Genomic DNA, 20,793 nt, shown 5'->3' on the forward strand with positions numbered 1-20,793 from the left:
AATGTCTCTGATCGATCACCTGCTGGAGCTGCGCAACCGGCTGCTGAAAGTTGTCTTGGCCGTATTGATCTGCTTTGGCGCCATCTACCCGTTCGCCAACGAGCTTTATCTCTGGCTCTCCCAGCCCTTGCGGGATCTGCTGCCCGAAGGCCAGGTGATGATTGCCACCGACGTCACTTCGCCGTTCTTTGCACCGCTCAAATTGGCGTTGGTGCTGGCCGTGTTTGCCGCCATTCCCTATATCCTCTACCAGATCTGGAGCTTCATCGCCCCCGGCCTGTACAAGCACGAGAAAAAGCTGGCCTTCCCGCTGCTATTCTCGTCAGTGCTGCTGTTCTACCTCGGTGCCGTATTTGCCTACTTTGTGGTGTTCCCGCTGGTCTTCGGCTTCTTCACCACCGTCGGGCCGGAAGGCATATCCGAGATGCCCGACATCAATAGCTATCTGAACTTTGTGCTGAAGATGTTCTTCGCCTTCGGCGTCGCTTTCGAGATCCCCATTGCCGTAATCCTGATGATTCTTGCCGGCATCACCACACCGGCGGACCTGGCGGCCAAGCGTCCTTATGTGGTGGTGGGCTGCTTTGTCGTCGGGATGCTGCTGACCCCGCCGGACATCATCTCCCAGACGTTGCTGGCTGTACCGATGTGGCTACTGTTCGAAATGGGCATCCTGTTCGGCCACCTGGCCTATCGCCGTACGGCGAACGCGGAAATCGATAACGCCTCATGAATCTGGCACTGTTGTTCGACGAGGATTTCATCGCCGATGACCAGGTCGTATTGCGTGGTCGCCGCCGGCAGCATCTGGAAACCGTTCTCAAGGCGCAATCAGGCGACCAAGTGCCGGTCGGCCGGGTCGGCGGTCTGATGGGGACAGGAACCCTCAAACATCTCGACGACCGGGAAGCTCGTCTCGCGGTCTGTCTGAATATGCCGCCTCCCGAACCCTTACCCCTCACCCTGATACTGGCCATGCCCCGGCCCAAGATGTTCCGCCGGGTATTGCAGACCTGCGCTGCCCTCGGGGTCAAGGACATCTGGCTGATCAACGCCTACAAGGTAGAGAAGAGCTTTTGGCAGACTCCCTGGCTGCAGGAGGACCAGTTGCGTGAAAATCTCGCTCTGGGGTTGGAGCAAGCCTGCGACACGCTCATGCCCAATGTGCATATCCGCAAGCTGTTCAAGCCTTTCGTGGAAGACGAGCTGCCCGGTTTGATGGACGGTCGACGCGGGTTGGTGGCGCATCCCGGTACCCACACCGCCTGCCCGGCGCACCTGGCCGAACCGGCCACGCTGTGTATCGGCCCGGAAGGCGGGTTTATTCCGTATGAAGTGGACAAAATCATCGAAGCCGGCGCCGAGGCCGTCCATCTGGGATCTCGCATTCTGCGGGTGGAAACGGCGGTGCCGGTGCTGGTCAGCCGCCTGTACGACAGCTGCGGCTAATCAATTCCCATGGCCTGAGCGGCCAACCGATTCTTCAGCGGACCCGCACCATCCAACCAGCGCATTCCGGCATTACGCATCCAGCGTAGCGGTAGCTCGTCCCGGGCGAAGAGCTGTTTAAAGCCCTCCATCGCCGCCATCATCGCCAGGTTTTCACCCTTGCGCCGCCGTTGGTACCGAGCCAGGGTGTCAGGATCGTCTGGAGCCATGCCAGCGGCACGCAGGCGCCCCAACTCTTCAAGCAGCACACGCACGTCGCTGTAGCCCAGATTTACGCCCTGCCCCGCCAGCGGATGGATGGTGTGCGCGGCGTCGCCAATCAGCGCCAACCCAGGCCCGATATAGGCTTTGGCATGGCGCTGGCGCAGCGGGAAGGCAAAGCGCCGGGAAACAGTCTGGATTTGGCCTAGCCGGCCCTCTATCGCGTTCTCGAGTTCGGCGCTAAAACGGGCGTCATCCAAAGCCATCAGACGGCGCGACTCGTCCGTATCCTGGGACCAGACGATAGAGCAGAAACGGGACTCCCCAGCGTCGTTGATCAACGGCAGGAAGGCCAGCGGACCCGTGGCTGAAAAACGCTGCCAGGCGGTAAATCCATGGGACTGGGCGGTTTCAACCGTGCAAACGATGCCCTGCTGATCGTAATCCCATTCCCGGGTGGGGAGACCGGCCCACTGGCGCACCCGTGATTGCGGTCCATCCGCCGCCACGATCAATGGCGCATCGAGCTTGCGGCCGTCAGCCAGGGTGATGGATTTATACCGGCCCTGGCCGCTCCAGCCGGTGACCGAAACACCGTCGATCAACCTAATCGGACTCGCGACAACCGCTGTCATCAGCGCTTTGACAAGGATTCGGTTTTCGACAATAACACCCAGTGCCGGCACCGCCATTTCGGCGGCATCGAAGCGAATACAGCCGGTGCCCTCGGCATCCCACACACTCATCTGGTCGTAGGCGCAGTGCCGGCATGCAGCGACGTCGGACCAGACACCCAAACCGTCCAGCAGTTTCTGACTGGCCAGTGACAACGCACTAACACGCGGTTCGAAATCGTCAACGGTTTTGGCCGGCGACAGCGCGCTGAGCAAAGACTCGCGCTCGGCGCTTTCCACCACAGCCACCTGCCAACCCTGCCGGGCCAGGCCCAATGCGGCGGCGGCGCCGATCATACCGCCGCCAACCACGATGATGTCGAAGCGGTTTTCCGAATTCATTTGTCCAGCCCTTCCGTGTCGCTTCGAAGCGAGCGGCGACCCAGGCCCATGGCGCGTTTGGCAAACCACCGGCGCGCGCCTGGCACCAGGTCCATGCCCACCAGTCCCGCATCCCGCGCCGCCGCCAGCAGGGGCGAGCGAGCACCGAAAATCTGAATTAGGGAGTCCGAGAATCTCACGGTATCCTGCCAGTCCTGACGGTGTTTAGCCTGATAGGCATTCAATACATCGATACGCCCCAGCGGCACTTGGCCCATCTCGGCCGATTCGAACTGGTCCACCAGCGCCATCAGTCCCCGTAGCGCCAAATTGAAGCCTTGGCCAGCGACCGGATGCAGCGTGTGAGCCGCATTGCCGATCAAGACGATGCCCGGCCGAACCGACTCCTGCACCGTGCTCAGGGTTAGCGGATAGTGGCTGCACTCGCCGATACGGGTAAACCGGCCCAGGCGCCAACCGAAACGCTGCTGCAGGCGTTCGCAGCGCTGCTCGTCCGTCAAGGCCAGCGTCGCATCCAGCGCATCGCCATCCAGCGTCCAGACCAACGCCGAATCTTGTCCCGCACGCCGCGAGCCGCCACGGGGCAACAGGGCCATGGGCCCCGCGTCGGTGAAACGTTCGTAGGCCGTGAACCGATGCGGATCGCTTGTGGACACGTTGGCGATGAGCGCATGCTGGTCATACCGGGTCTGCTCAACCCGAAAACCCAGCTGTTCCCGCAAACCGGAGCGACCTCCGTCGGCGATCACCAGGCATTGGGCCGTCAAATCCACCGTTCCGCCGGACTTATCGAGACGTACCGAAACGCCCTCGGCCAGCGGCGTTACGTCCACCACTTTGGCCGGTGCCTGCCACTGGACCTGCGGCAGATCCGCCAGCCTTTGCATCAGGCTCAGTCCCAGCCAGCGATTGTCCACCACGTAGCCCAGGGCATCCTGGGCATGCTCCTCTGCGGTCATGCGCGTGGAGCCGAAACGCCCGCGGTCGGAAACATGAATATGGCGGATTGGCGTGGCATGCGGTGCCAGATCATCCCATAGGCCCAGCGCCTGATAAATCAGACGCGAGCTCCAAGCCAAGGCGGTGGAGCGGGCATCGTAGCTGGGCTGGTAGTCTTTTGGCTGAGCATCGGGCGCCAGCGGGAAGGCTTCGACCACGGTGACCCGCAGTCGCGGCAAGCGTTGCACCAACGCAAGCGCTAAGGTTGCCCCGGCCAAGCCGCCGCCCGCAATCAGGATGTCCGTATCGAAGGCTGTGTGATCCACCACGTCTCTGGCTGCTCCGGTTAGCTCACGCGTCCGCCATAAAGGCTTCGATCTCGGCGATCGTCTTCGGCGCGCCTTCGGACAGAATGCGGCAACCCTCTTTGGTCACCACCACGTCATCCTCGATACGAATGCCGATACCGCGCCATTGCTCGGCGACATCGGTATTGTTGGGCGAGATATACAACCCGGGCTCGACGGTCAACACCATGCCCGGCTCCAGTACCCGCCACGCGTCGCCGACCCGGTAGTCGCCTACGTCGTGCACATCCAGCCCGAGCCAGTGCCCGGTGCGGTGCATGAAGAAAGGCTTGTAAGCCTCCTGCTCAAGCGCCTCGTCGAGGGAACCCTGCAACAATCCGAGATCGAGCAGTCCCTGGGTCAGCACCCTGAGCGCGGCTTCATGAGAGTGATTCCAGTGGTTGCCGGGCTTCACCGCTTCGATCGCCGCGTACTGGGCCGCTAGCACCACCTCGTAGAGGGCTTTCTGAGGATCGGTAAAGCGGCCGTTGATCGGGAAGGTGCGGGTGATATCCGACGCATAGTTTTCCAGCTCGCAGCCGGCATCGATCAGGACCAGATCACCGTCTTTAAGCGGCGCGCTGTTCTCAATGTAATGCAGAATACAGCCGTTGAGGCCACTGCCGACAATCGACGGATAGGCTGTGGACCGGGCACCGTGAGACATAAACGTGTGGATCAGTTCGGCTTCCAGATGATATTCGTAGCCACCGCGCTTAGCCCGCTTCATCGCCCGGCAATGAGCCTCTGCGCTGATTTCGCCGGCCTTGGCCATTACCTTGATTTCCGACGCGCTTTTATAAAGGCGCAAGTCATGCAGCGTGTGCTCCAGCGCCACGAATTCACCGGGTGGGTGGGCGCCTGTACGCACTTTGGAGCGGATGGTTTTGACCCACTCCATCACCTGGCTGTCAAACGCCCTGTCTTTGCCCAACGGGTAGTAGACCCGGCTGCGCCCCTCGATCATGCCGGGCAGGATGTCGTCGATATCGGCAATGGGGAACGCGTCGTCGAACCCATACGTTTCGATAGCCCCTTCCGGGCCGGCGAGAAAACCGTCCCAAAGCTCCTTTTCAGGATTGCGTTCTTTGCAGAACAGCACCGACTCGCCATGTTCCCGCCCCGGGATCAGCACCAGCACAGCGTCGGGTTCGTCGAAGCCGGTCAGGTAATAGAAATCGCTGTCCTGGCGATAGGGGTGCAGTACGTCCCGGTTGCGCACCCGCTCGGGGGCAGCCGGTACGATTGCGATACTGTTGGCCGCCATGTGCTCACTCAGGGTCTTTCGGCGTGAGGCAAATTCTTTTATCGGCATCAACATGCGGACACTCCGGTTAGATCTATCGAAAAGAGGATTGCGCACTTCAGTGAGCTGCTCTTTAGTTCATGTCGTTCAGCGAGTCGTTCTGCCTGTCAGTGAAGCGTGGTTTCCGCCGGCGGGACGGGCGGATTGAATTCAGTGAATACGGTCAGTGCACCGACACGGACGTACTCCATGATCTCGTTGAACTGCTGCTCACCTTCCTCGCTGTCCTCCTCGCCCTGAGCAACCTGGCTGATAGAAACCATGTCTTCCACCACTTCACGTACTTCGCCGGTGGCTTCGCCCAACTCTCGGCTCGCCATCACCGCCATCCCCTCGAGAAAGCCGCGCACCCAGGCAGAGAGGGCTTGCAGGCGCTGATCCAGGGTGTACTCGTCGTCCGGCAGCAGCGGACGAAAACCCAGGTCGGACGACTGCATCGCCGCGAGGGTGACGTCGTAAACGGTATCGAGGAACGTGGCCAGCTCATCCGAGCCTTGCGCGACGTCGGGCGCGACACCCATCTGCTCGCAAGCGAGACTACGCCACTCTTCGGTTTTCAGACGGCCACCGGCAGCGAGCCGGCCGCACAGGCCGCCATGCAGCTCCGCCGGGTGGCTGAAAGCCTTGTAGCTTGTAAAAAAGTTGGCCCAGGTTTCAAAGTCGTCGAGGGCCGGTGCTTGGGATATGTGATCAGTCATTGAACGGCTATCTGTGGATGCATTTGAAGCTCTCTATCGTAGCACTCAGGCAGACCAAACACATCGACCGGAAGCCGTTGACGCAGCCGCTCTTTCGAATTACGTTATAATATAACATTTAATAGCGAGAAATTGCCGATGACGCCCTTTAGATTTGCCCTGTCCTTGCCACTGCTATGCCTCACATTCACAGCTCAAGCCGCCGAAGGACTCGGCGCCCACGTGCATGGCGAGGCCCGCCTGCAGGCCGCTATCGAGGGCCAATCCATCGACCTTATCCTTGAATCCCCAGCGTTCAACCTGGTGGGTTTCGAACATGCCCCGGAGAACTACGCCCAGGCTGCACGCATAGCCGAAACAGTGCAGTGGCTCGAGTCCACTCCCCTGCTGTCAGGCGCAGGCTGCGAGATCACCGAAGCCAGCGCCAGCCACACCCTGACAGAACATGAGCATGGTCGCGATGCGGACCACGAAGAGACTGAAGCACACGAGCACGAGCACGAGCACGAGCACGAGCACGAGCACGAAGAGCGTGGTGGCAGCCACGCGGAATTCGAAGTCAGCCAGCATCTGTCCTGTGACGAATCACCGCTTGCGAGCGAGTTCGGCACGCTGCTGTTCGACCGTTTCGAAGCATTGGAGCGGTTGGATGTGGAATGGGTCAGCGATCAGGGCCAGGGCGCAACGACGTTGACCGGCGATCAAACCCGATTCACCGCCGAGTAAAGCGGCGCCCTATTGCTCCCATTCATTCTATTGCTCGTAGGGCGTCACGGCCTGGGCGTCGATGGCGTAGGACGAAGCGCCCACCTCATTCTCGTTATCCTCGATCTGCAATACGCCCTTGACCCAGAACGGGTTGTAGAGCACATCCACAGCGAAACCGGGCTTATAGGTGACGTGGATAATCTGGTTGGGCGGTGGCGGCGGTACGTGGATACAGGCACCGAAGTAAGGCACCAGGAAAAACTCGTAAATGCGCTGGTCGTCGCCCACTTTAAGAGGCACGACGAAGCCGGGAATGCGGACCTTGCGATTGTCGAATGCCGGTACCGTGCGTCCGGTCATAATCTCGTCAGGCAGCGTGACGGGGCCGTCACCTTGGTGCTCGACTTGCGGCAGACTCTCCAGTAGCGCAAGGTCTTCGGCAGGCATGAGTTCCAGCCAGTCCACTTCGGCCCAGTCCTCGTCCGCCGTTAGCGAAACGCTCAGAATGAGGCAAGACAAAAGAAACAGAGCCCGGACGGCATGAAACACGTTTAGAATCCTCGCAAGTTGATTCGAGCTGATCATACACTGCCAGACGGCGACCACAAGGTGACGTTTTTATTGCCATGACTGCCCGCCAAGCCCCCCCCGTTATCGAGGCAACCCACCTGGCCTTCCGCTGGCCCGGCGCCGACCACCGCCTGCATTTCCCGGATCTCAGCCTACAGGCGAACGACCACCTGTTCCTGCGTGGCCCTAGCGGCAGCGGCAAGAGCACGCTACTAGCCATGCTGGCGGGCCTGAGCCTGCCCGAGAGCGGCGAGTTGAAATTCCGAGGTACCACGTTGTCCAATATCAGCCGGCGGGCGCGAGACCGGCTTAGGGCTGACCAGCTCGGTGTCATATTCCAGCAGTTCAATCTGGTGCCGTATCTGAGCGTGATCGACAACGTCACGCTACCCTGCCGGCTCTCGAAACCTCGCGCTGGCCGGGCTGTCTCGTCTCCGGCCGCTGAAGCCCGCTATCTGCTGATGGCCCTCGACGTCTCCGAAGCTCTCTGGCAACGCCCGGTGACCCGGCTCAGTGTCGGCCAGCAGCAACGGGTGGCCTGCGCCCGAGCGCTGATCGGCGGTCCTGCGCTTGTTCTCGCCGACGAGCCGACGTCAGCGCTGGATACAGACAACCGGGATCGCTTCCTCGAATTATTGATGAGCCAATGCCGGGTCAGCGGCGCCGCACTAGTCTTCGTCAGTCACGATGCCAGCCTGGCGAACGCGTTCGACCGCAGGCTGGACCTGGGACAAACCGTAAAAACGGAGACCACGGCATGAGTCTTTCGCGTTTTCTGCGCCTCGCCCTGGCCAGTATCTGGCACCGGCGCGGCGTGCTCAGCCTGGTCACCCTGACACTCACGCTGAGCGTGACTTTGCTGCTCGGCGTTCAGTACCTGCGCTCCGAGGTCAAGGACACCTTTACCCGCACTATCAGCGGCACCGATCTGATCATTGGCGCGCGAGCGGGCCAGCTCAACCTGTTGCTCTATACCGTGTTCCATATCGGCGATGCCACTAACAACATCCGCTGGAGCACTTACGAAACCCTGGCTGCGGACAAACGTATCGACTGGCTGGTGCCTATTTCCCTAGGGGACAGTTACCAGGGCTTTCGCGTGGTGGGCACCTCCAAAGCGTTTCCCGAGCATTTCCGCTACGGGCGGGACCACGCTGTGACCGTGACTCAGGGAGCGTGGTTCGACGACCTGTTCGACGTGGTCCTAGGAGCGGATGTGGCGCGGGATCTCGGCCACGCCCCCGGCGACCGTATTACCCTGGCCCATGGCACCGGTAGCGTCAGCTTCATGAAGCACGAGGATATGCCGTTCAAGGTCTCCGGCATCCTGGCACCAACCGGCACCCCGGTAGACCGCGCCGTGTATATCAGCCTGGCAGGCATGGAAGCCATCCACGTGGGCTGGCAGTCCGGCGTTCGGATTCCGGGCCGCACCCCTTCGCCCGATGCCGTGCGCGAACGGGACCTGACACCCCGCGCCATTACTGCCGCCTATGCCGGGGTCGGCCGCAAGGTGCTGACCTTCCAGGTCCAGCGTGCGATCAATGAATCCGCCCTGGAGCCGCTCAGCGCCATACTCCCCGGGGTCGCGCTGAGTGAACTCTGGCGCTTGATGGGCCAATTCGAGCGTGCGCTGGTGGCGTTAAGCGGCTTTGTCGTGGTTACCAGTCTGATCGGGCTCATCGCTGTGCTATTGGCGATCCAGAACCAGCGAAAGCGGGAAATTGCGATCTTGCGCGCGGTCGGCGCGTCCCCCGGCCTGATCGCAGCCCTTTATGCGGTAGAGTGTGTACTACTGTCGCTGTTGGCCTGCGCCCTGGCTTTGATCTTTGGCGCCGCGCTGCTTACCGCGCTCGCGCCGTGGCTACTCTCCCACTGGGGAATTGCTCTCAGCCTGCGATGGCCGGATAGCCAGGAGTGGGCCTTGCTCGCGGCCGTGCCGCTGGCAGCTTTGATCGTTTCTCTGGCGCCTGCCTGGCGGGCCTATCGCGGTAGCCTGAACGAAGGTCTTTCCGCGGCATCTTGAGCGGAGGATCACAAGGCACTACCAAGATGAACGGACGGCAAGGTGATCAAATTGACCGCTCTTCAGGCCGCATTTATAGTTGGTGGGTAAGTGACGGATTATTGGTGCCCTGTTCCCTCGTCATGATGGCCGCTCGGCCCGTTTCGGCAGGCGCCAGCAGTAAATCCAGAAACTATTCGCCGGGATGTAGAAAGCCATGGATCAGTCTGAACTGCAGGCCCTCGCCAACAAGGTGGATCGCCTGATTGCTCGTTGCCAGAAACTGGAGCAAGAAAATACCGCCTTGCGTCAGATGCAGGATGACTGGAATCGCGAGCGCGCCCAGCTCATGCAGAAAAACGACCTCGCCCGCAACAAAATCGAAGCGATGATTGGCCGCCTTAGAGCACTGGAGCAACACTGATGCCGGAAAAACCGACCACGGTCGAAGTCAATATTCTGGATAAGGCTTATTTGGTAGCCTGCCCCGACAATGCCCGCCAAGCCCTGTTGCAGGCTGCTCAGCATCTGGACTCGCAAATGCGCGAGATTCGCGCGAGCGGCAAAGTGTTCGGCACCGAACGCATCGCCGTCATGGCAGCGCTGAACATTACCCACGACCTGCTGCAGCAAAGCCATATGTCCGAAGATGCCACCGGCATCCTCAAGCGGGTCGACAACCGCCTCGACGAAGCGCTGGGTGAACCCAACGAGGGCTAATTGAAAAAGCCAATCTCGGGTATTCCCGAAACAGGTTTGCATCCCGCCCCGGTATAGCCCGTATAATAGAGGTACTTCCTGGGTTGTTCGCTGGTCGGATACGTCCTCGAGCCGATGCGCAATACCTAGGTGGCTACTTCAGGGCATTGTGAGCATGTCCCCCGCGAAGGGGAAAGCCTAATATGTTACAGCGGCCACCACCTTGAACTGTTGGGTTCAAGGGCCACATCCGATAACGGCAACCCGGGAAGCTTTCTTCTACTTCAATAGCCTTCAGCCAGCCATCAGCGGACCCGACCGAACGTGAAGTCCATCGCGCCGCCGCTTCCGGCCAGAGCCGACCGAAAGACCCTTCGACGTGATTTGAGACAGCGTCGACGCGCCTTGTCTGCCGCTGCCCAACGGGTTGCCGCCCGGGCTTTGACCCGCCAACTGATACTGCATTTTGGTCATTCCCGAGCCCGGCACATCGGCCTTTATCTACCCAACGACGGCGAGATCGATCCACGTGCGTTTATCGAAGAAGCCCGCCGCCGAAATTTGAGCGTTTACCTACCCGTATTGCACCCGGTCTTGGGGAATCAGCTCTGGTTCTATCGTTTCGACGCCAACACCGAACTACGCCCCAATCGTTTCGGCATTCCGGAGCCGACCGATCGAAGAGCACCACGCCGCCCACCCTGGGCACTGGACGCCGTACTGATGCCGCTGGTGGGATTCGATCGTGAAGGCGGACGCCTCGGCATGGGGGGCGGTTTCTATGACCGTACGTTTGCCTTCAAGCGCTTGGCACCTCAGCGGCCTCCGGCATTGATCGGATTAGCACATGAGGTTCAGCAAGTGGAACGTTTGCCGATTGCCAGTTGGGATGTGCCCATGGATGGGGTGATTACGCCAGCCCGGCACCTGGACTGCTCTCCCCAAGGCATTATCGAGCGGACACAGCCGCGAGCGGTTTTTTTTGGCCGGTACCGGCTGGCAGACCGGCGTCATGGCAGGCAGCGCACGTCAGGCTGGTTGCTCTCGGTTTTCGCTTTCCTGCGTCGCTTTATTCTTTAAGCACTGGCACCAATAGCTAGTCGACCACTTCTGCTGCTGTCTTCGACCGCGGTTCGGATGCCTGGAGCGAGGTGAATCCGGTAACCGCAAGACCAATAGCAAAAAGAAAAACGAGCGCCCGTATAACGTCAGGCTTTCGTTCCATTTTATTGCATCCCCCAATGCTGGCGACTCAAATGTCGCCTTTTGTTTTTCTGTGCTGCTGGCCGACTACAGAACGACGCTATATAACCACCGAACTAACAGAAACGTCATAAATACAAAATTGTAAATGTCGCTCACAATCAGATGGTTAGTTTTTATTCACAGAATTGTTATAAATAATAACAGCTCACTTCGTTAATACAATTTAAGAGTGATTACAAGGGTTTCATTTTTGCTACGACATGGTCGTTACTGCGTAACAGACGATCCGTTACCGTTACCTAAAAACAAGCGATAAGCCTCATTATCGGTCACATTCTCGTAGCGGAAGCCCACCTTATCGAGCATCTGGGTGAAGGCGCCGATTTCATGGTCTTCCACCTGCGCGCCCATGAGCACCCGGCTATAGGCCGCACCGTGGTTGCGATAGTGAAACATGGAAATATTCCAGCGCGTGCCCAGGGACATCAGAAACTTCAGCAAGGCGCCCGGGCGCTCCGGGAACTCGAACTGAAACACCTTCTCGTTGTGAATGCTCGGCGCGTGACCGCCCACCATATGGCGAATATGCTGCTTCGCGATATCGCTGTCGGTCAGATCAATCACGGGATAGCCGCCATCGCGCAGGTCCTGAACCAGCTCGTCACGCCCCAGCCCACCGGATTGGATATGGATACCGACGAAGATTCGCGCCTCGTCGCCGTCGGAATACCGGTAATTGAACTCGGTAATGCTGCGCTTGTGCAGGGCATTGATGAATGACTTGAAGCTGCCCGGGCGCTCCGGAATGGTCACGGCCAGAATCGCTTCGCGCTGCTCGCCAATTTCCGTGCGCTCGGAAATGTAACGCAACCGATCGAAATTCATGTTGGCGCCGCTAAGGATACCCGCCAGGTTCTGGCCGACGATTTCTTCGCGCTGAATGTACTTTTTGATGCCCGCCACGGCGAGCGCACCGGCCGGCTCGCAGATAGAACGGGTGTCGTCGAACACGTCCTTGATGGCTGCACAGATTTCATCGGTGCTGACCGTCACTACCTCGTCCACAGTCTCCTTGCAAACATCCCAGGTATTCTCGCCAATTTGCTTGACGGCCACGCCGTCGGCAAAAATACCCACCTCGTCGAGGATCACCCGCTCGCCGGCTTCAAGCGCCGCCTGCAGACAGTTGGAGTCTTCCGGTTCCACCCCGATTATCCGCGTGTCCGGGCGCAAGTATTTGATATAGGCTGCCATGCCCGCAATCAGACCGCCGCCACCTACCGGAATGAATACAGCGTGCAGGGGCTTGGTGAATTGCCACAGCAGTTCCATGGCCACGGTGCCCTGGCCGGCAATGACGTCGGGATGATCATAGGGCGGAATGTAGGTAAGCCCCTGCTTTTCCATCAGCTCTTTGGCGTGGGCTGCGGCCTCGTCAAAAGCATCCCCCTTGAGCACAACCTTGGCGCCGCGGTCGCGCACCGACTTCACCTTGATCTCGGGCGTCGTCTGGGGCATCACGATCACCGCTTTGATACCCAGCTCCTGGGCCGCCATGGCGACGCCCTGGGCATGGTTACCCGCGGAGGCGCAAATCACGCCTTTGTTTCTCGCTTCTTCTGTGAGATGGGCAATCGCGTTGTAGGCGCCACGGCACTTGAACGAGAACACCGGCTGCAGATCTTCCCGCTTCAGAATAATGTGATTATTGAACCGCTTGGACAGGTTACGGGCATGAGTCAGCGGCGATTCGATCGCCACATCGTAGACTCGGGCATCGAGTATTTTCTTGATGTAGCGCTGTGGCATGGGGCATTTCCCTTCTGGGTTTGCGTCAGTCATCGTGAGCTTGGGGTTTCGGAGCGCGAAAACCCTCAAGTCTAAGGAGTTTGGCGGCGCTACGTCCACTCATTCATTGTACTGGGCACGCCTCAGGCTTTTCCTGTATGACCGGCCTTTGCCCGGCTATACTGTGAGCCCTTCTTCGACATCCATCGAGATACCCTTCCGAGGACGCTATGACTCAGGACGAACTCAAACAGGCCGTGGCCCAGGCGGCCATCGACATTCTCCGCCCGCAGCTCGATCCGGATAGCGTGATCGGCGTCGGCACCGGCAGCACCGCCAACTTCTTTATCGACCTCTTGGCGGCATTGAAAACCGAGTTCGACGGCGCAGTCGCCAGCTCCGATGCCACCGCCGAACGCCTGAAGAAACACGGCATTCCGGTCTACGACCTCAATGCAGCATCCCATCTTGAGTTCTACATCGACGGCGCGGACGAAACCAATGAACACCTGGAGCTGATCAAGGGTGGCGGCGCGGCCCTCACCCGGGAAAAGGTCGTGGCGGCCGTTGCCAAGACGTTTATCTGTATCGCCGACGAGTCCAAGAAAGTGGGCGTGCTGGGCGAATTTCCCCTGCCGGTGGAAGTCATTCCCATGGCCCGCAGCCATGTGGGCCGGGAGATTGTCAAATTGGGGGGCGACCCGGTCTACCGCGAGGGCGTGAAAACCGATAACGGCAACATCATCATCGATGTGCACAATATGAGCATCGACAATCCGATTGAGCTGGAAGCGAAGTTGAACCAGATTGTGGGCGTGGTGACCAATGGCCTGTTTGCGCAGCGGCCGGCGGACATTTTGCTGTTGGGTACTGCAAACGGGGTAGAGACAGTGAAACGTTGATGGGACAAGCGATCTGGTCCCAAGTCTATCGGTAGAATGTAGCCGACGCTTCAGCTTCGGAGGGGCCGACCAGGCCCCTGAGCTTTATCGGCAGGCCTGCGCCCTGCTCGGAAGCTAAAGAGGGTGTTGCAAAACGTAGCGAGCGAAGGCCAGGCAAGGCGGAAATTCGCGAAAAAGCGCAGTTTACTGATAGTAAATGAGCATTTTGAGCGAATTTCCAACGCCGCATGGCCGAGCGCAGTAGTTTTGCAACACCCTCTAAAGCGTCCGCTACATTGGCCGGCTGATCATGCCGGCTCGATTTCCATCAGCACCTCGGACGGCGTCACGCGGTCGCCTTTCTTGATGCAAACCTCGATCACCTTGCCGGAGACCGGGGCTTTCACCTCGGTTTCCATCTTCATCGCTTCGATGATCAGGACCGGCTTGCCTGCCTCGACCGAGTCGCCTTCGTTCACCAGCACATCAACGATGTTGCCCGGCATGCTGGTGGTCACGTGGCCTTCCTTCGAGGCTTTGCCGCGCTTGCCACCACCACTTTCGCGTTCGAAATCACCAGTGGACTCCATGCTGATTTCTTCCGGCATGCCGTCGACGGTCATGTAGAAGCGACGCTCGTCCTCGCCCTTGGGGCTCACCCCGGTGACATGGATGTCGAAGGTTTCGCCATGGACCGTCACCTTGAACTCGGTGGAAATCGCACCGGCAGCGCCCGCTTCAGGCTTCGGCTCCAGTGGCTCCGGCTTGAGAGTACCGTCCTTGCGCTGCTCCAGGAACTGGCGCGCCTGGTCCGGGAACATGGCATAAGTGAGTACATCTTCCTCGGATTCGGCCAGATCGCCGATCTGATCCTTGAGGGTATGGAACTCACGCTTGAGCAAGTTCGCGGGACGCTCGTCAATCAGCTCCTCGTTGCCCACCGCACGCTTCTGCAGTTGCGCATCGACTTCGCCCGGCGCAGCGCCGTACCAGCCCTGCAGGTACTTCTTCACCTCGTTGGTGATGTTCTCGTAACGCTTACCGGACAGCACGTTCATTACCGCCTGGGTCCCCACGATCTGCGACGTCGGCGTTACCAGCGGCGGGTAACCCAGGTCCTTGCGCACCCGCGGAATCTCGGCAAAGACGTCGCGAATTTTATCCAAGGCGCCTTGCTCTTTGAGCTGGTTGGCCAGGTTGGACATCATGCCACCCGGCACTTGGGAGAGCAGGACCGCCGTATCCACGCCGTTATACTCGCTTTCGAACTGATGGTACTTCTTACGCACTTCGCGGAAGTGGCTGGTGAGTTCGTCCAGCAGTTCCAGGTCCAGATCCACCTGATAGCCGGCATCCTTAAGGGCTGCCACGACCGACTCGGTGGGCGGATGACTGGTACCGCCCGCAAAGGCGGACAGCGCCGTGTCGATGTGATCGACACCGGCATCCAACGCCGCCCACTGACACATGGTGGCCATGCCGGAGGTATAGTGCGAGTGCAGGAACACCGGCAGCGACAACTCCTTCTTCAGGGCGCTGACCAGGTCATGGGTGGCTGTGGGTGTGAGCAGGCCCGCCATATCCTTGATGGCGATACTGTCGACGCCCATATCGGCCATTTCTTTCGCCTGCTTCAGGAACAGATCAGTGCCGTGGACCGGGCTGACGGTGTAGCAAAGGGTACCCTGAGCATGCTTACCGGCCTTCTTGACCGCCTTGATGCTGGTTTCCAGATTGCGCACGTCGTTTAGCGCGTCGAAGATCCGGAACACATCGATACCGTTATCCGCCGCTTTTTGGCAGAAGGCTTCCACCACGTCATCGGCATAATGCCGGTAGCCCAGCAAGTTCTGTCCACGCAGCAGCATTTGCAGCCGGGTGTTCGGCAAGGCCTCACGCAGTTGACGCAGGCGCTCCCAAGGGTCTTCCTTGAGGAAGCGGACACAGGCATCAAAGGTGGCACCGCCCCAGCATTCCAGCGACCAGTAACCGGCCCTGTCGAGCTTGTCGCAGGCGGGCAGCATATCTTCGGTGCGCATACGGGTGGCGATGAGGGACTGGTGGGCGTCCCGCAGAATGACATCAGTGATTTCAATTTTACGCTTGGTCATACAATGACTCCCATCAGATTCCGGCCTGGGCGGCAATCGCGGCGGCTATGGCGGCGGCGAACGATTCCGGACGCTTCTTGATGCTGTAATTGATCAATTCCGGATGCTCTTCCACAAATCCAGTATTGAACGAAGCAGCCCTGAACTCCGGATGGCTGAGGATTTCCAGGTAATAAGGGATGGTGGTCTTGATGCCATAGATCCCCATATCCTTGAGTGCACGCTGGGAACGTTCCAGCAACTCGTCCCAATCCATGGCCGAGACGATCAGCTTGGCGCACATAGAATCGTAGTACGGTGGAATTTCGTAGCCGGTGTAAATGGCTGCGTCCGTCCGTACACCGGGTCCGCCCGGCGAGTAGTACCGGGTGATCTGACCGAAACTGGGCAGGAAGTTGTTCTTCGGATCCTCGGCGTTAATACGGAACTGCGCGGCATAACCCCGGTAGCTGATATCTTCCTGGGCGAATCGCAGCTTCGCACCGCCAGCAATGCGGATCTGCTCCTTAACGATGTCCACGCCGGTGATCTGCTCGGAGATGGTGTGCTCCACCTGCACCCGAGTGTTCATTTCCATGAAGTAGAAGTCGTCCTTGTCGTCGAGCAGGAACTCGACGGTGCCAGCATTCTCGTAACCGGTTTCCTTGGATACACGCACCGCCAGATCGCCGATGTACTCCCGCTGCTCGTCGCTGAGCTGGGGCGACGGCGCCAGCTCTATCAGCTTCTGGTTACGGCGCTGGATGGAGCAGTCCCGCTCGTACAGGTGGATAACGTTACCGTGGCTATCCGCCAGTACCTGGACTTCGATGTGGCGCGGGTTGACGATGCACTTCTCCAGAAACACATCGGCGCTGCCGAAGGCTTTGCTGGCTTCGGAAATCACCCGTTTGTAATTCTGGCGCAGACTTTCTTCATCGTCGCAGCGCCGGATACCGCGTCCGCCACCACCGGAGGTGGCCTTGAGCATCACCGGGTAGCCGATGGATTCGGCCTGTTTGACCGCGTCCTCGACATCTTCCAGGTTGCCTTCAGAGCCCGGCGTAACCGGCACGCCCGCGTTGACTGCGGTCTGCCGCGCATGGGTCTTGTCGCCCATGGACTCGATCACTTCCGCAGAAGGACCGATGAAGCGGATCCCCCGCTCCTTGCAGACCGCCGCCAGGGTGGCGTTCTCGGACAGGAAACCGTAGCCCGGATGCAGCGCATCGCAGCCGGTTTCCACAGCCAAGTTCACGATGTGATGGGGATTGAGGTACCCCGTCAGTGGATCCTCACTGATCCGGTGCGCTTCATCCGCTTTTTTGACATGTAGGGAATAACGGTCGGCTTCGGAATAGATAGCCACAGCCTTGACGCCCAATTCCTGGCAGGCGCGGGCTATCCGGACCGCAATCTCACCGCGATTGGCGATGAGCACTTTCTTAATCGTCATTTTGTGGTGCTCCCTGTCATCCGTCAGGAAGTTGTTTTATCCGGGCAGAATGCCCTTCCCCGAACGCGAAGAGGATCGTCGACAGCGTCGCAGCGCTACCGAGGACATCTCTGAGTCGTTGCTGTCCGGGGCACCTGTACTACTCCTGTACCACTCTAACGCATCTGGTTAGTGAGGCGTAGAGAAGCGCCAACACTCTATCCATCACCCGGAACCCCGGCCAGAGAAGACTTGACCCAGATCAGGTTGCTTACCAAGCGCTTGCTTGGTTTTTACCAATCAGCCACACTCATGCCTTCACAATAATTCCGCAAAGGATAGGTGGATTTATGCTGACCGATTACTTCACCGAGACCCACGATCAGGCCCGGCAGACTGCTCGCAAGTTCGTCAGCACCCATGTGCTGCCTCATATCGACGAATGGGAGGAAGCCGGCGAGTTTCCACGGGACATCTATCGCCTTGCCGGCGACGCCGGCCTGCTCGGCGCCGGATACCCCGAGGCACTCGGCGGCCACAGCGAGGGCGATGTCTTTCTGAAAGTTGTCATCAGCGAGGAGTTGATGCGCTCCACCTCGGGCGGTTTCGTCGCTGGCATGGGGTCGCTGGATATCGGCCTGCCTCCGGTCGTGCGCTGGGCCCGTCCCGAAATCCGCGAGCAGATTGTGCCGCCGGTGCTGCGGGGCGAAAAGATCATGGCGCTGGCCGTTACTGAACCCGCTGGCGGCTCGGACGTGGCCAACCTGAAAACCCACGCCGTCCGGGATGGCGACCACTATGTCGTCAACGGCAGTAAAACTTTCATCACCAGCGGCCATCGCGCCGACCACTACACGGTCGCAGTTCGTACCGGCGAACCCGGTCACGGCGGTATCAGCTTGCTGCTGATCGACCGCGATACGCCCGGCTTTGTCCGCGGCCGCAAGCTGAAAAAGATGGGCTGGTGGGCCAGCGATACCGCCGAGCTTTTCTTCGAGGATTGCCGGGTGCCCGCTGAACGCCTGATTGGTAGCGAGAACGGCGGTTTCGTCGCAATCATGACCAACTTTCTGTCCGAGCGGTTGATGCTCGCTATTATGGGTTACATGACCGCCGAGATTGCTCTGGAAGCCGCTCTCACCTACTGTCGTTCCCGCGAGGCGTTCGGCCGTTCGCTGACCGGCTTCCAGGTCACCCGCCACAAGCTGGTGGAGATGGCCACCCAGGTGGATATCGCGCGGGAATATACTTATCGGTGCGCTGCCCTGATGCAGGCCGGCAAGAGCCCGGTTAAGCAGGTCGCCATGGCCAAGAACTTTGCTGCAGATGTTTGCGAAAATGTCACCCGCGAGGCCATCCAGCTTCACGGCGGCATGGGATACATGCGGGAAGCCATGGTCGAACGGCTGCACCGTGATGGCAAACTGCTGTCCATCGGCGGCGGCACCACGGAAATCATGAAGGAATTGATCGGTAAGCAAATGGGACTTTGACAGATCGTCAACGCGAGTTCCTGCAGGAGACGATGTACCTAAGCGTGGAGAGGTATCCACGCCTGGAAAGAGGTCAACGCCTAAATAAGGGGCCGTCACGGGTCAGATCACCTTTGCGGTCAGGGCGACCGGGGTCCGTCGTCACGCGTGCAGTTCCGGTAGCGCCCGAAGACTAGTTAGTGCACTAGGCCTTCGGGGCGCTTACTTCAGCACCTTCGCTCTCGTCGTTAGACGCTCGATCCATGGCAGCCTCTTCGTCGCCCGGTTCGCCATCATCCATAATGTTGCCCACTTTGAGGAAGGCGATACCACTCTGAATCAACATTTGACGCATGCGAGGATCGCTATGCTCTGTCACGCCCAGCGCAAATGCGATCAAGACCGCTTCCCAGGGATTCTTGGTGATCAGCTTACGGAATGCGTTTGCCGGCGATACGCCACCCTCTTTACCATCATCATCGGCGCCTTCACCGGAACTCTTGTTCGGCTGACGAAGCACACAGTAAAAGAAGATACCCAGCAACAGAAAACAAACGAAGCCGGTGATACCGTAGGCGCCTGCCTCGCCCACCCAGGGCGAGAGGCCAAGCGTGGCGGCCTTGAGAAGCATCACAAAGCCGCCAATTATTAGGGCGCTAAGCAGCACAAAGCCCAGCACCGCCCCAATAAAGGCGGCAAGAGCCTTGCGCAGAAGCGCCTTGATATCGCCAGGACTGATCATCTAGCGATCAAGCAACTTACCGACCACCAGACCGACTAAGAACATGATGACCACACTGAGGAAAGGGCGCTCCTCGATTTTGTGCTCTACGTCATGATAGGCCTTGCTGCCAGCATCCCGTGCGCGATTCAATGCTTCGTCTCCGCGCTCCCGTGCATGGCGGAGTGCGTCTCGGCTTTCCTTGCGAATTTCATCGCGCAAGCTGCTGATATTGCTTTTCTGGCCGTCAGCCACGGCGCGGCTCAACTTGGCGAGATCGTCACGCAGGAGCTGAAGATCTTCTTTTACGTGTCTGTAATCGTCCTGTGTATTCTTGGCTTCCATGGTGTGACTCCTTGTATTTGGACATACCTGGCTTTAAAGCAGACTCTGAGAAGCATATTCACGGACAGGCGATGATTCGGGGCGAGGCCAGTTCCCAGCTCCCGGTCGATCCTGCCGTCGCTGCACATCTGGTCTGACTACAACCCCCTAAACAGATACGTCGGCGAAACCATTCCGGAAACGCACGACCGCACCGTAGGGACAGACAAATTAACTCTAGCACACTGAGGCGCCGGCGCTAGATTCATGACCGTACTGTCATGCGACGGATCGTAAAGCCGCCGTTAATTTGAAGGTATATTTCACCCCTCACGGGACGATGGGTATAATCCGTCACCATTCACGTTTGCACGATTCCATTCACGACCATTAGGAAGGACGCTTCATGAACATCGACAACATTCCTCCCGGAAAGAATCCCCCCGAGGACATTAACGTCCTGATCGAGATCCCGGCCAATGCCTCTTCGCCGATCAAGTACGAAGTCGACAAGGACATGGGCGCGGTTGTCGTCGACCGTTTCATGGCGACGCCGATGTTCTACCCGGCCAATTACGGCTTTATCCCCAACACCCTGGCTGACGACGGCGATCCACTGGATGTTCTGGTGGTCACGCCTTACCCGATCATGCCAGGTTGCGTCATCCGCTGCCGGCCGGTGGGCGTGCTGAACATGGAAGACGAAGCCGGCGGCGATGCCAAGCTGGTCGCCGTGCCGCACGATAAGGTCTGCGCCCAGTACAAGGACATCCAGGACGTGGAGGATCTGCCGGAGCTACTGCGTAATCAGATCCAGCACTTCTTCGAGAACTACAAGGATCTGGAAGCTGGCAAATGGGTCAAAGTTGAAGGCTGGGACAATGCCGCGGCTGCGCGCCAGGCGGTTGAAGCGTCAGTGGCAGCCTACAAGAAGTAAT

The 20,793-nt window shown here is 59.2% G+C and carries 21 protein-coding genes and 1 other RNA gene; 12 read left to right on the plus strand and 10 right to left on the minus strand.

Translation table 11 applies throughout. From position 1 onward, the window contains the following. Nucleotide 1 precedes the first annotated feature (1 nt). On the plus strand, nucleotides 2–733 hold the full coding sequence (tatC, locus tag FXO11_RS17785; RefSeq protein WP_227546168.1) for a twin-arginine translocase subunit TatC: 732 nt from the start codon (nucleotides 2–4) through the stop codon (nucleotides 731–733). Next, nucleotides 730–1,449, plus strand: coding sequence for a 16S rRNA (uracil(1498)-N(3))-methyltransferase (locus FXO11_RS17790; RefSeq protein ID WP_148864281.1), 720 nt, complete (start codon nucleotides 730–732; stop codon nucleotides 1,447–1,449). Before tatC ends, FXO11_RS17790 begins: the two co-directional genes overlap by 4 nt. Here the strand turns inward: FXO11_RS17790 and FXO11_RS17795 are convergent. The 4 genes from FXO11_RS17795 to FXO11_RS17810 form a co-directional block, all read right to left on the minus strand. After that, a complete protein-coding gene (locus FXO11_RS17795) occupies nucleotides 1,446–2,666 on the minus strand; it encodes a UbiH/UbiF/VisC/COQ6 family ubiquinone biosynthesis hydroxylase (RefSeq protein WP_148864282.1) in 1,221 nt (406 codons plus the stop codon). The two genes, FXO11_RS17790 and FXO11_RS17795, sit on opposite strands and share 4 nt — an antisense overlap. Then, nucleotides 2,663–3,931 (minus strand): 2-octaprenyl-6-methoxyphenyl hydroxylase, encoded by a 1,269-nt coding sequence (ubiH, locus tag FXO11_RS17800; RefSeq protein WP_148864973.1) that lies wholly within the window; start codon nucleotides 3,929–3,931, stop codon nucleotides 2,663–2,665. Before ubiH ends, FXO11_RS17795 begins: the two co-directional genes overlap by 4 nt. Before the next feature lie 25 nt (nucleotides 3,932–3,956). Continuing rightward, nucleotides 3,957–5,273 carry a Xaa-Pro aminopeptidase gene (gene pepP / locus FXO11_RS17805; RefSeq protein WP_148864283.1) on the minus strand — a complete coding sequence of 439 codons (1,317 nt, stop codon included), beginning with the start codon at nucleotides 5,271–5,273 and terminating at the stop codon, nucleotides 3,957–3,959. A 92-nt stretch (nucleotides 5,274–5,365) separates the two neighbouring features. Further along, nucleotides 5,366–5,956, minus strand: coding sequence for a UPF0149 family protein (locus FXO11_RS17810; protein ID WP_148864284.1), 591 nt, complete (start codon nucleotides 5,954–5,956; stop codon nucleotides 5,366–5,368). 138 nt (nucleotides 5,957–6,094) lie between these two features. Between FXO11_RS17810 and FXO11_RS17815 the strand changes: the two genes are divergently transcribed. Next, entirely contained in the window at nucleotides 6,095–6,682 is a 588-nt protein-coding gene (locus FXO11_RS17815; RefSeq protein ID WP_148864285.1) for a ZrgA family zinc uptake protein, read from the plus strand. A gap of 27 nt (nucleotides 6,683–6,709) precedes the next feature. Here FXO11_RS17815 and FXO11_RS17820 read toward each other — a convergent pair whose 3' ends face one another. Next, complete coding sequence (locus FXO11_RS17820) at nucleotides 6,710–7,213, minus strand: DUF3299 domain-containing protein (RefSeq protein ID WP_227545955.1); 504 nt, start codon at nucleotides 7,211–7,213, stop codon at nucleotides 6,710–6,712. Nucleotides 7,214–7,290: 77 nt separating this feature from the next. Here FXO11_RS17820 and FXO11_RS17825 point away from each other — a divergent pair, with 77 nt between their 5' ends. From FXO11_RS17825 to FXO11_RS17850, 6 genes are all read left to right on the plus strand, one after another. Beyond that, nucleotides 7,291–7,995 carry an ATP-binding cassette domain-containing protein gene (locus FXO11_RS17825; RefSeq protein WP_148864287.1) on the plus strand — a complete coding sequence of 235 codons (705 nt, stop codon included), beginning with the start codon at nucleotides 7,291–7,293 and terminating at the stop codon, nucleotides 7,993–7,995. Further along, nucleotides 7,992–9,260: an ABC transporter permease gene (locus FXO11_RS17830; protein WP_148864288.1), complete on the plus strand. Its 1,269-nt coding sequence runs from the start codon at nucleotides 7,992–7,994 to the stop codon at nucleotides 9,258–9,260. The genes FXO11_RS17825 and FXO11_RS17830 overlap by 4 nt, the downstream gene beginning before the upstream one ends. A 196-nt stretch (nucleotides 9,261–9,456) precedes the next feature. Then, nucleotides 9,457–9,663 carry a TIGR02449 family protein gene (locus FXO11_RS17835; protein WP_148864289.1) on the plus strand — a complete coding sequence of 69 codons (207 nt, stop codon included), beginning with the start codon at nucleotides 9,457–9,459 and terminating at the stop codon, nucleotides 9,661–9,663. Next, complete coding sequence (locus tag FXO11_RS17840) at nucleotides 9,663–9,959, plus strand: cell division protein ZapA (protein WP_148864290.1); 297 nt, start codon at nucleotides 9,663–9,665, stop codon at nucleotides 9,957–9,959. Before FXO11_RS17835 ends, FXO11_RS17840 begins: the two co-directional genes overlap by 1 nt. A 72-nt stretch (nucleotides 9,960–10,031) precedes the next feature. Next, nucleotides 10,032–10,213: non-coding RNA, 6S RNA (ssrS, locus tag FXO11_RS17845), on the plus strand. A gap of 49 nt (nucleotides 10,214–10,262) precedes the next feature. After that, nucleotides 10,263–11,018, plus strand: coding sequence for a 5-formyltetrahydrofolate cyclo-ligase (locus FXO11_RS17850; protein WP_148864291.1), 756 nt, complete (start codon nucleotides 10,263–10,265; stop codon nucleotides 11,016–11,018). A gap of 393 nt (nucleotides 11,019–11,411) precedes the next feature. Here the strand turns inward: FXO11_RS17850 and ilvA are convergent, their stop codons facing one another. Continuing rightward, on the minus strand, nucleotides 11,412–12,953 hold the full coding sequence (gene ilvA, locus FXO11_RS17855) for a threonine ammonia-lyase, biosynthetic (RefSeq protein WP_148864292.1): 1,542 nt from the start codon (nucleotides 12,951–12,953) through the stop codon (nucleotides 11,412–11,414). Between the two features lie 209 nt (nucleotides 12,954–13,162). Between ilvA and rpiA the strand changes: the two genes are divergently transcribed. Continuing rightward, the gene (rpiA, locus tag FXO11_RS17860; RefSeq protein ID WP_148864293.1) at nucleotides 13,163–13,834 is read left to right on the plus strand and encodes a ribose-5-phosphate isomerase RpiA; all 672 of its coding nucleotides are present in this window, start codon (nucleotides 13,163–13,165) and stop codon (nucleotides 13,832–13,834) included. A 287-nt stretch (nucleotides 13,835–14,121) separates the two neighbouring features. On the opposite strand, the gene oadA is transcribed toward rpiA, so the two are convergent. Both oadA and FXO11_RS17870 read right to left on the minus strand, forming a co-directional pair. Continuing rightward, entirely contained in the window at nucleotides 14,122–15,924 is a 1,803-nt protein-coding gene (gene oadA, locus FXO11_RS17865) for a sodium-extruding oxaloacetate decarboxylase subunit alpha (RefSeq protein ID WP_148864294.1), read from the minus strand. Nucleotides 15,925–15,937: 13 nt separating this feature from the next. Further along, nucleotides 15,938–17,359 (minus strand): acetyl-CoA carboxylase biotin carboxylase subunit, encoded by a 1,422-nt coding sequence (locus tag FXO11_RS17870; protein ID WP_148864295.1) that lies wholly within the window; start codon nucleotides 17,357–17,359, stop codon nucleotides 15,938–15,940. A 332-nt stretch (nucleotides 17,360–17,691) separates the two neighbouring features. Between FXO11_RS17870 and FXO11_RS17875 the strand changes: the two genes are divergently transcribed. After that, complete coding sequence (locus FXO11_RS17875) at nucleotides 17,692–18,831, plus strand: acyl-CoA dehydrogenase family protein (protein WP_148864974.1); 1,140 nt, start codon at nucleotides 17,692–17,694, stop codon at nucleotides 18,829–18,831. A gap of 184 nt (nucleotides 18,832–19,015) precedes the next feature. Here FXO11_RS17875 and FXO11_RS17880 read toward each other — a convergent pair whose 3' ends face one another. Both FXO11_RS17880 and FXO11_RS17885 read right to left on the minus strand, forming a co-directional pair. Continuing rightward, nucleotides 19,016–19,552 carry a DUF898 domain-containing protein gene (locus tag FXO11_RS17880; RefSeq protein WP_148864296.1) on the minus strand — a complete coding sequence of 179 codons (537 nt, stop codon included), beginning with the start codon at nucleotides 19,550–19,552 and terminating at the stop codon, nucleotides 19,016–19,018. Continuing rightward, nucleotides 19,553–19,876, minus strand: a complete 324-nt coding sequence (locus FXO11_RS17885) for a DUF883 family protein (protein ID WP_148864297.1) — start codon at nucleotides 19,874–19,876, stop codon at nucleotides 19,553–19,555. Between the two features lie 385 nt (nucleotides 19,877–20,261). Here FXO11_RS17885 and ppa point away from each other — a divergent pair, with 385 nt between their 5' ends. Further along, a complete protein-coding gene (gene ppa / locus FXO11_RS17890; RefSeq protein ID WP_148864298.1) occupies nucleotides 20,262–20,792 on the plus strand; it encodes an inorganic diphosphatase in 531 nt (176 codons plus the stop codon). Nucleotide 20,793 lies beyond the last annotated feature (1 nt).

It is taken from the genome of Marinobacter fonticola (genome assembly GCF_008122265.1).
Classification (GTDB): Bacteria; Pseudomonadota; Gammaproteobacteria; order Pseudomonadales; family Oleiphilaceae; genus Marinobacter_A; species Marinobacter_A fonticola.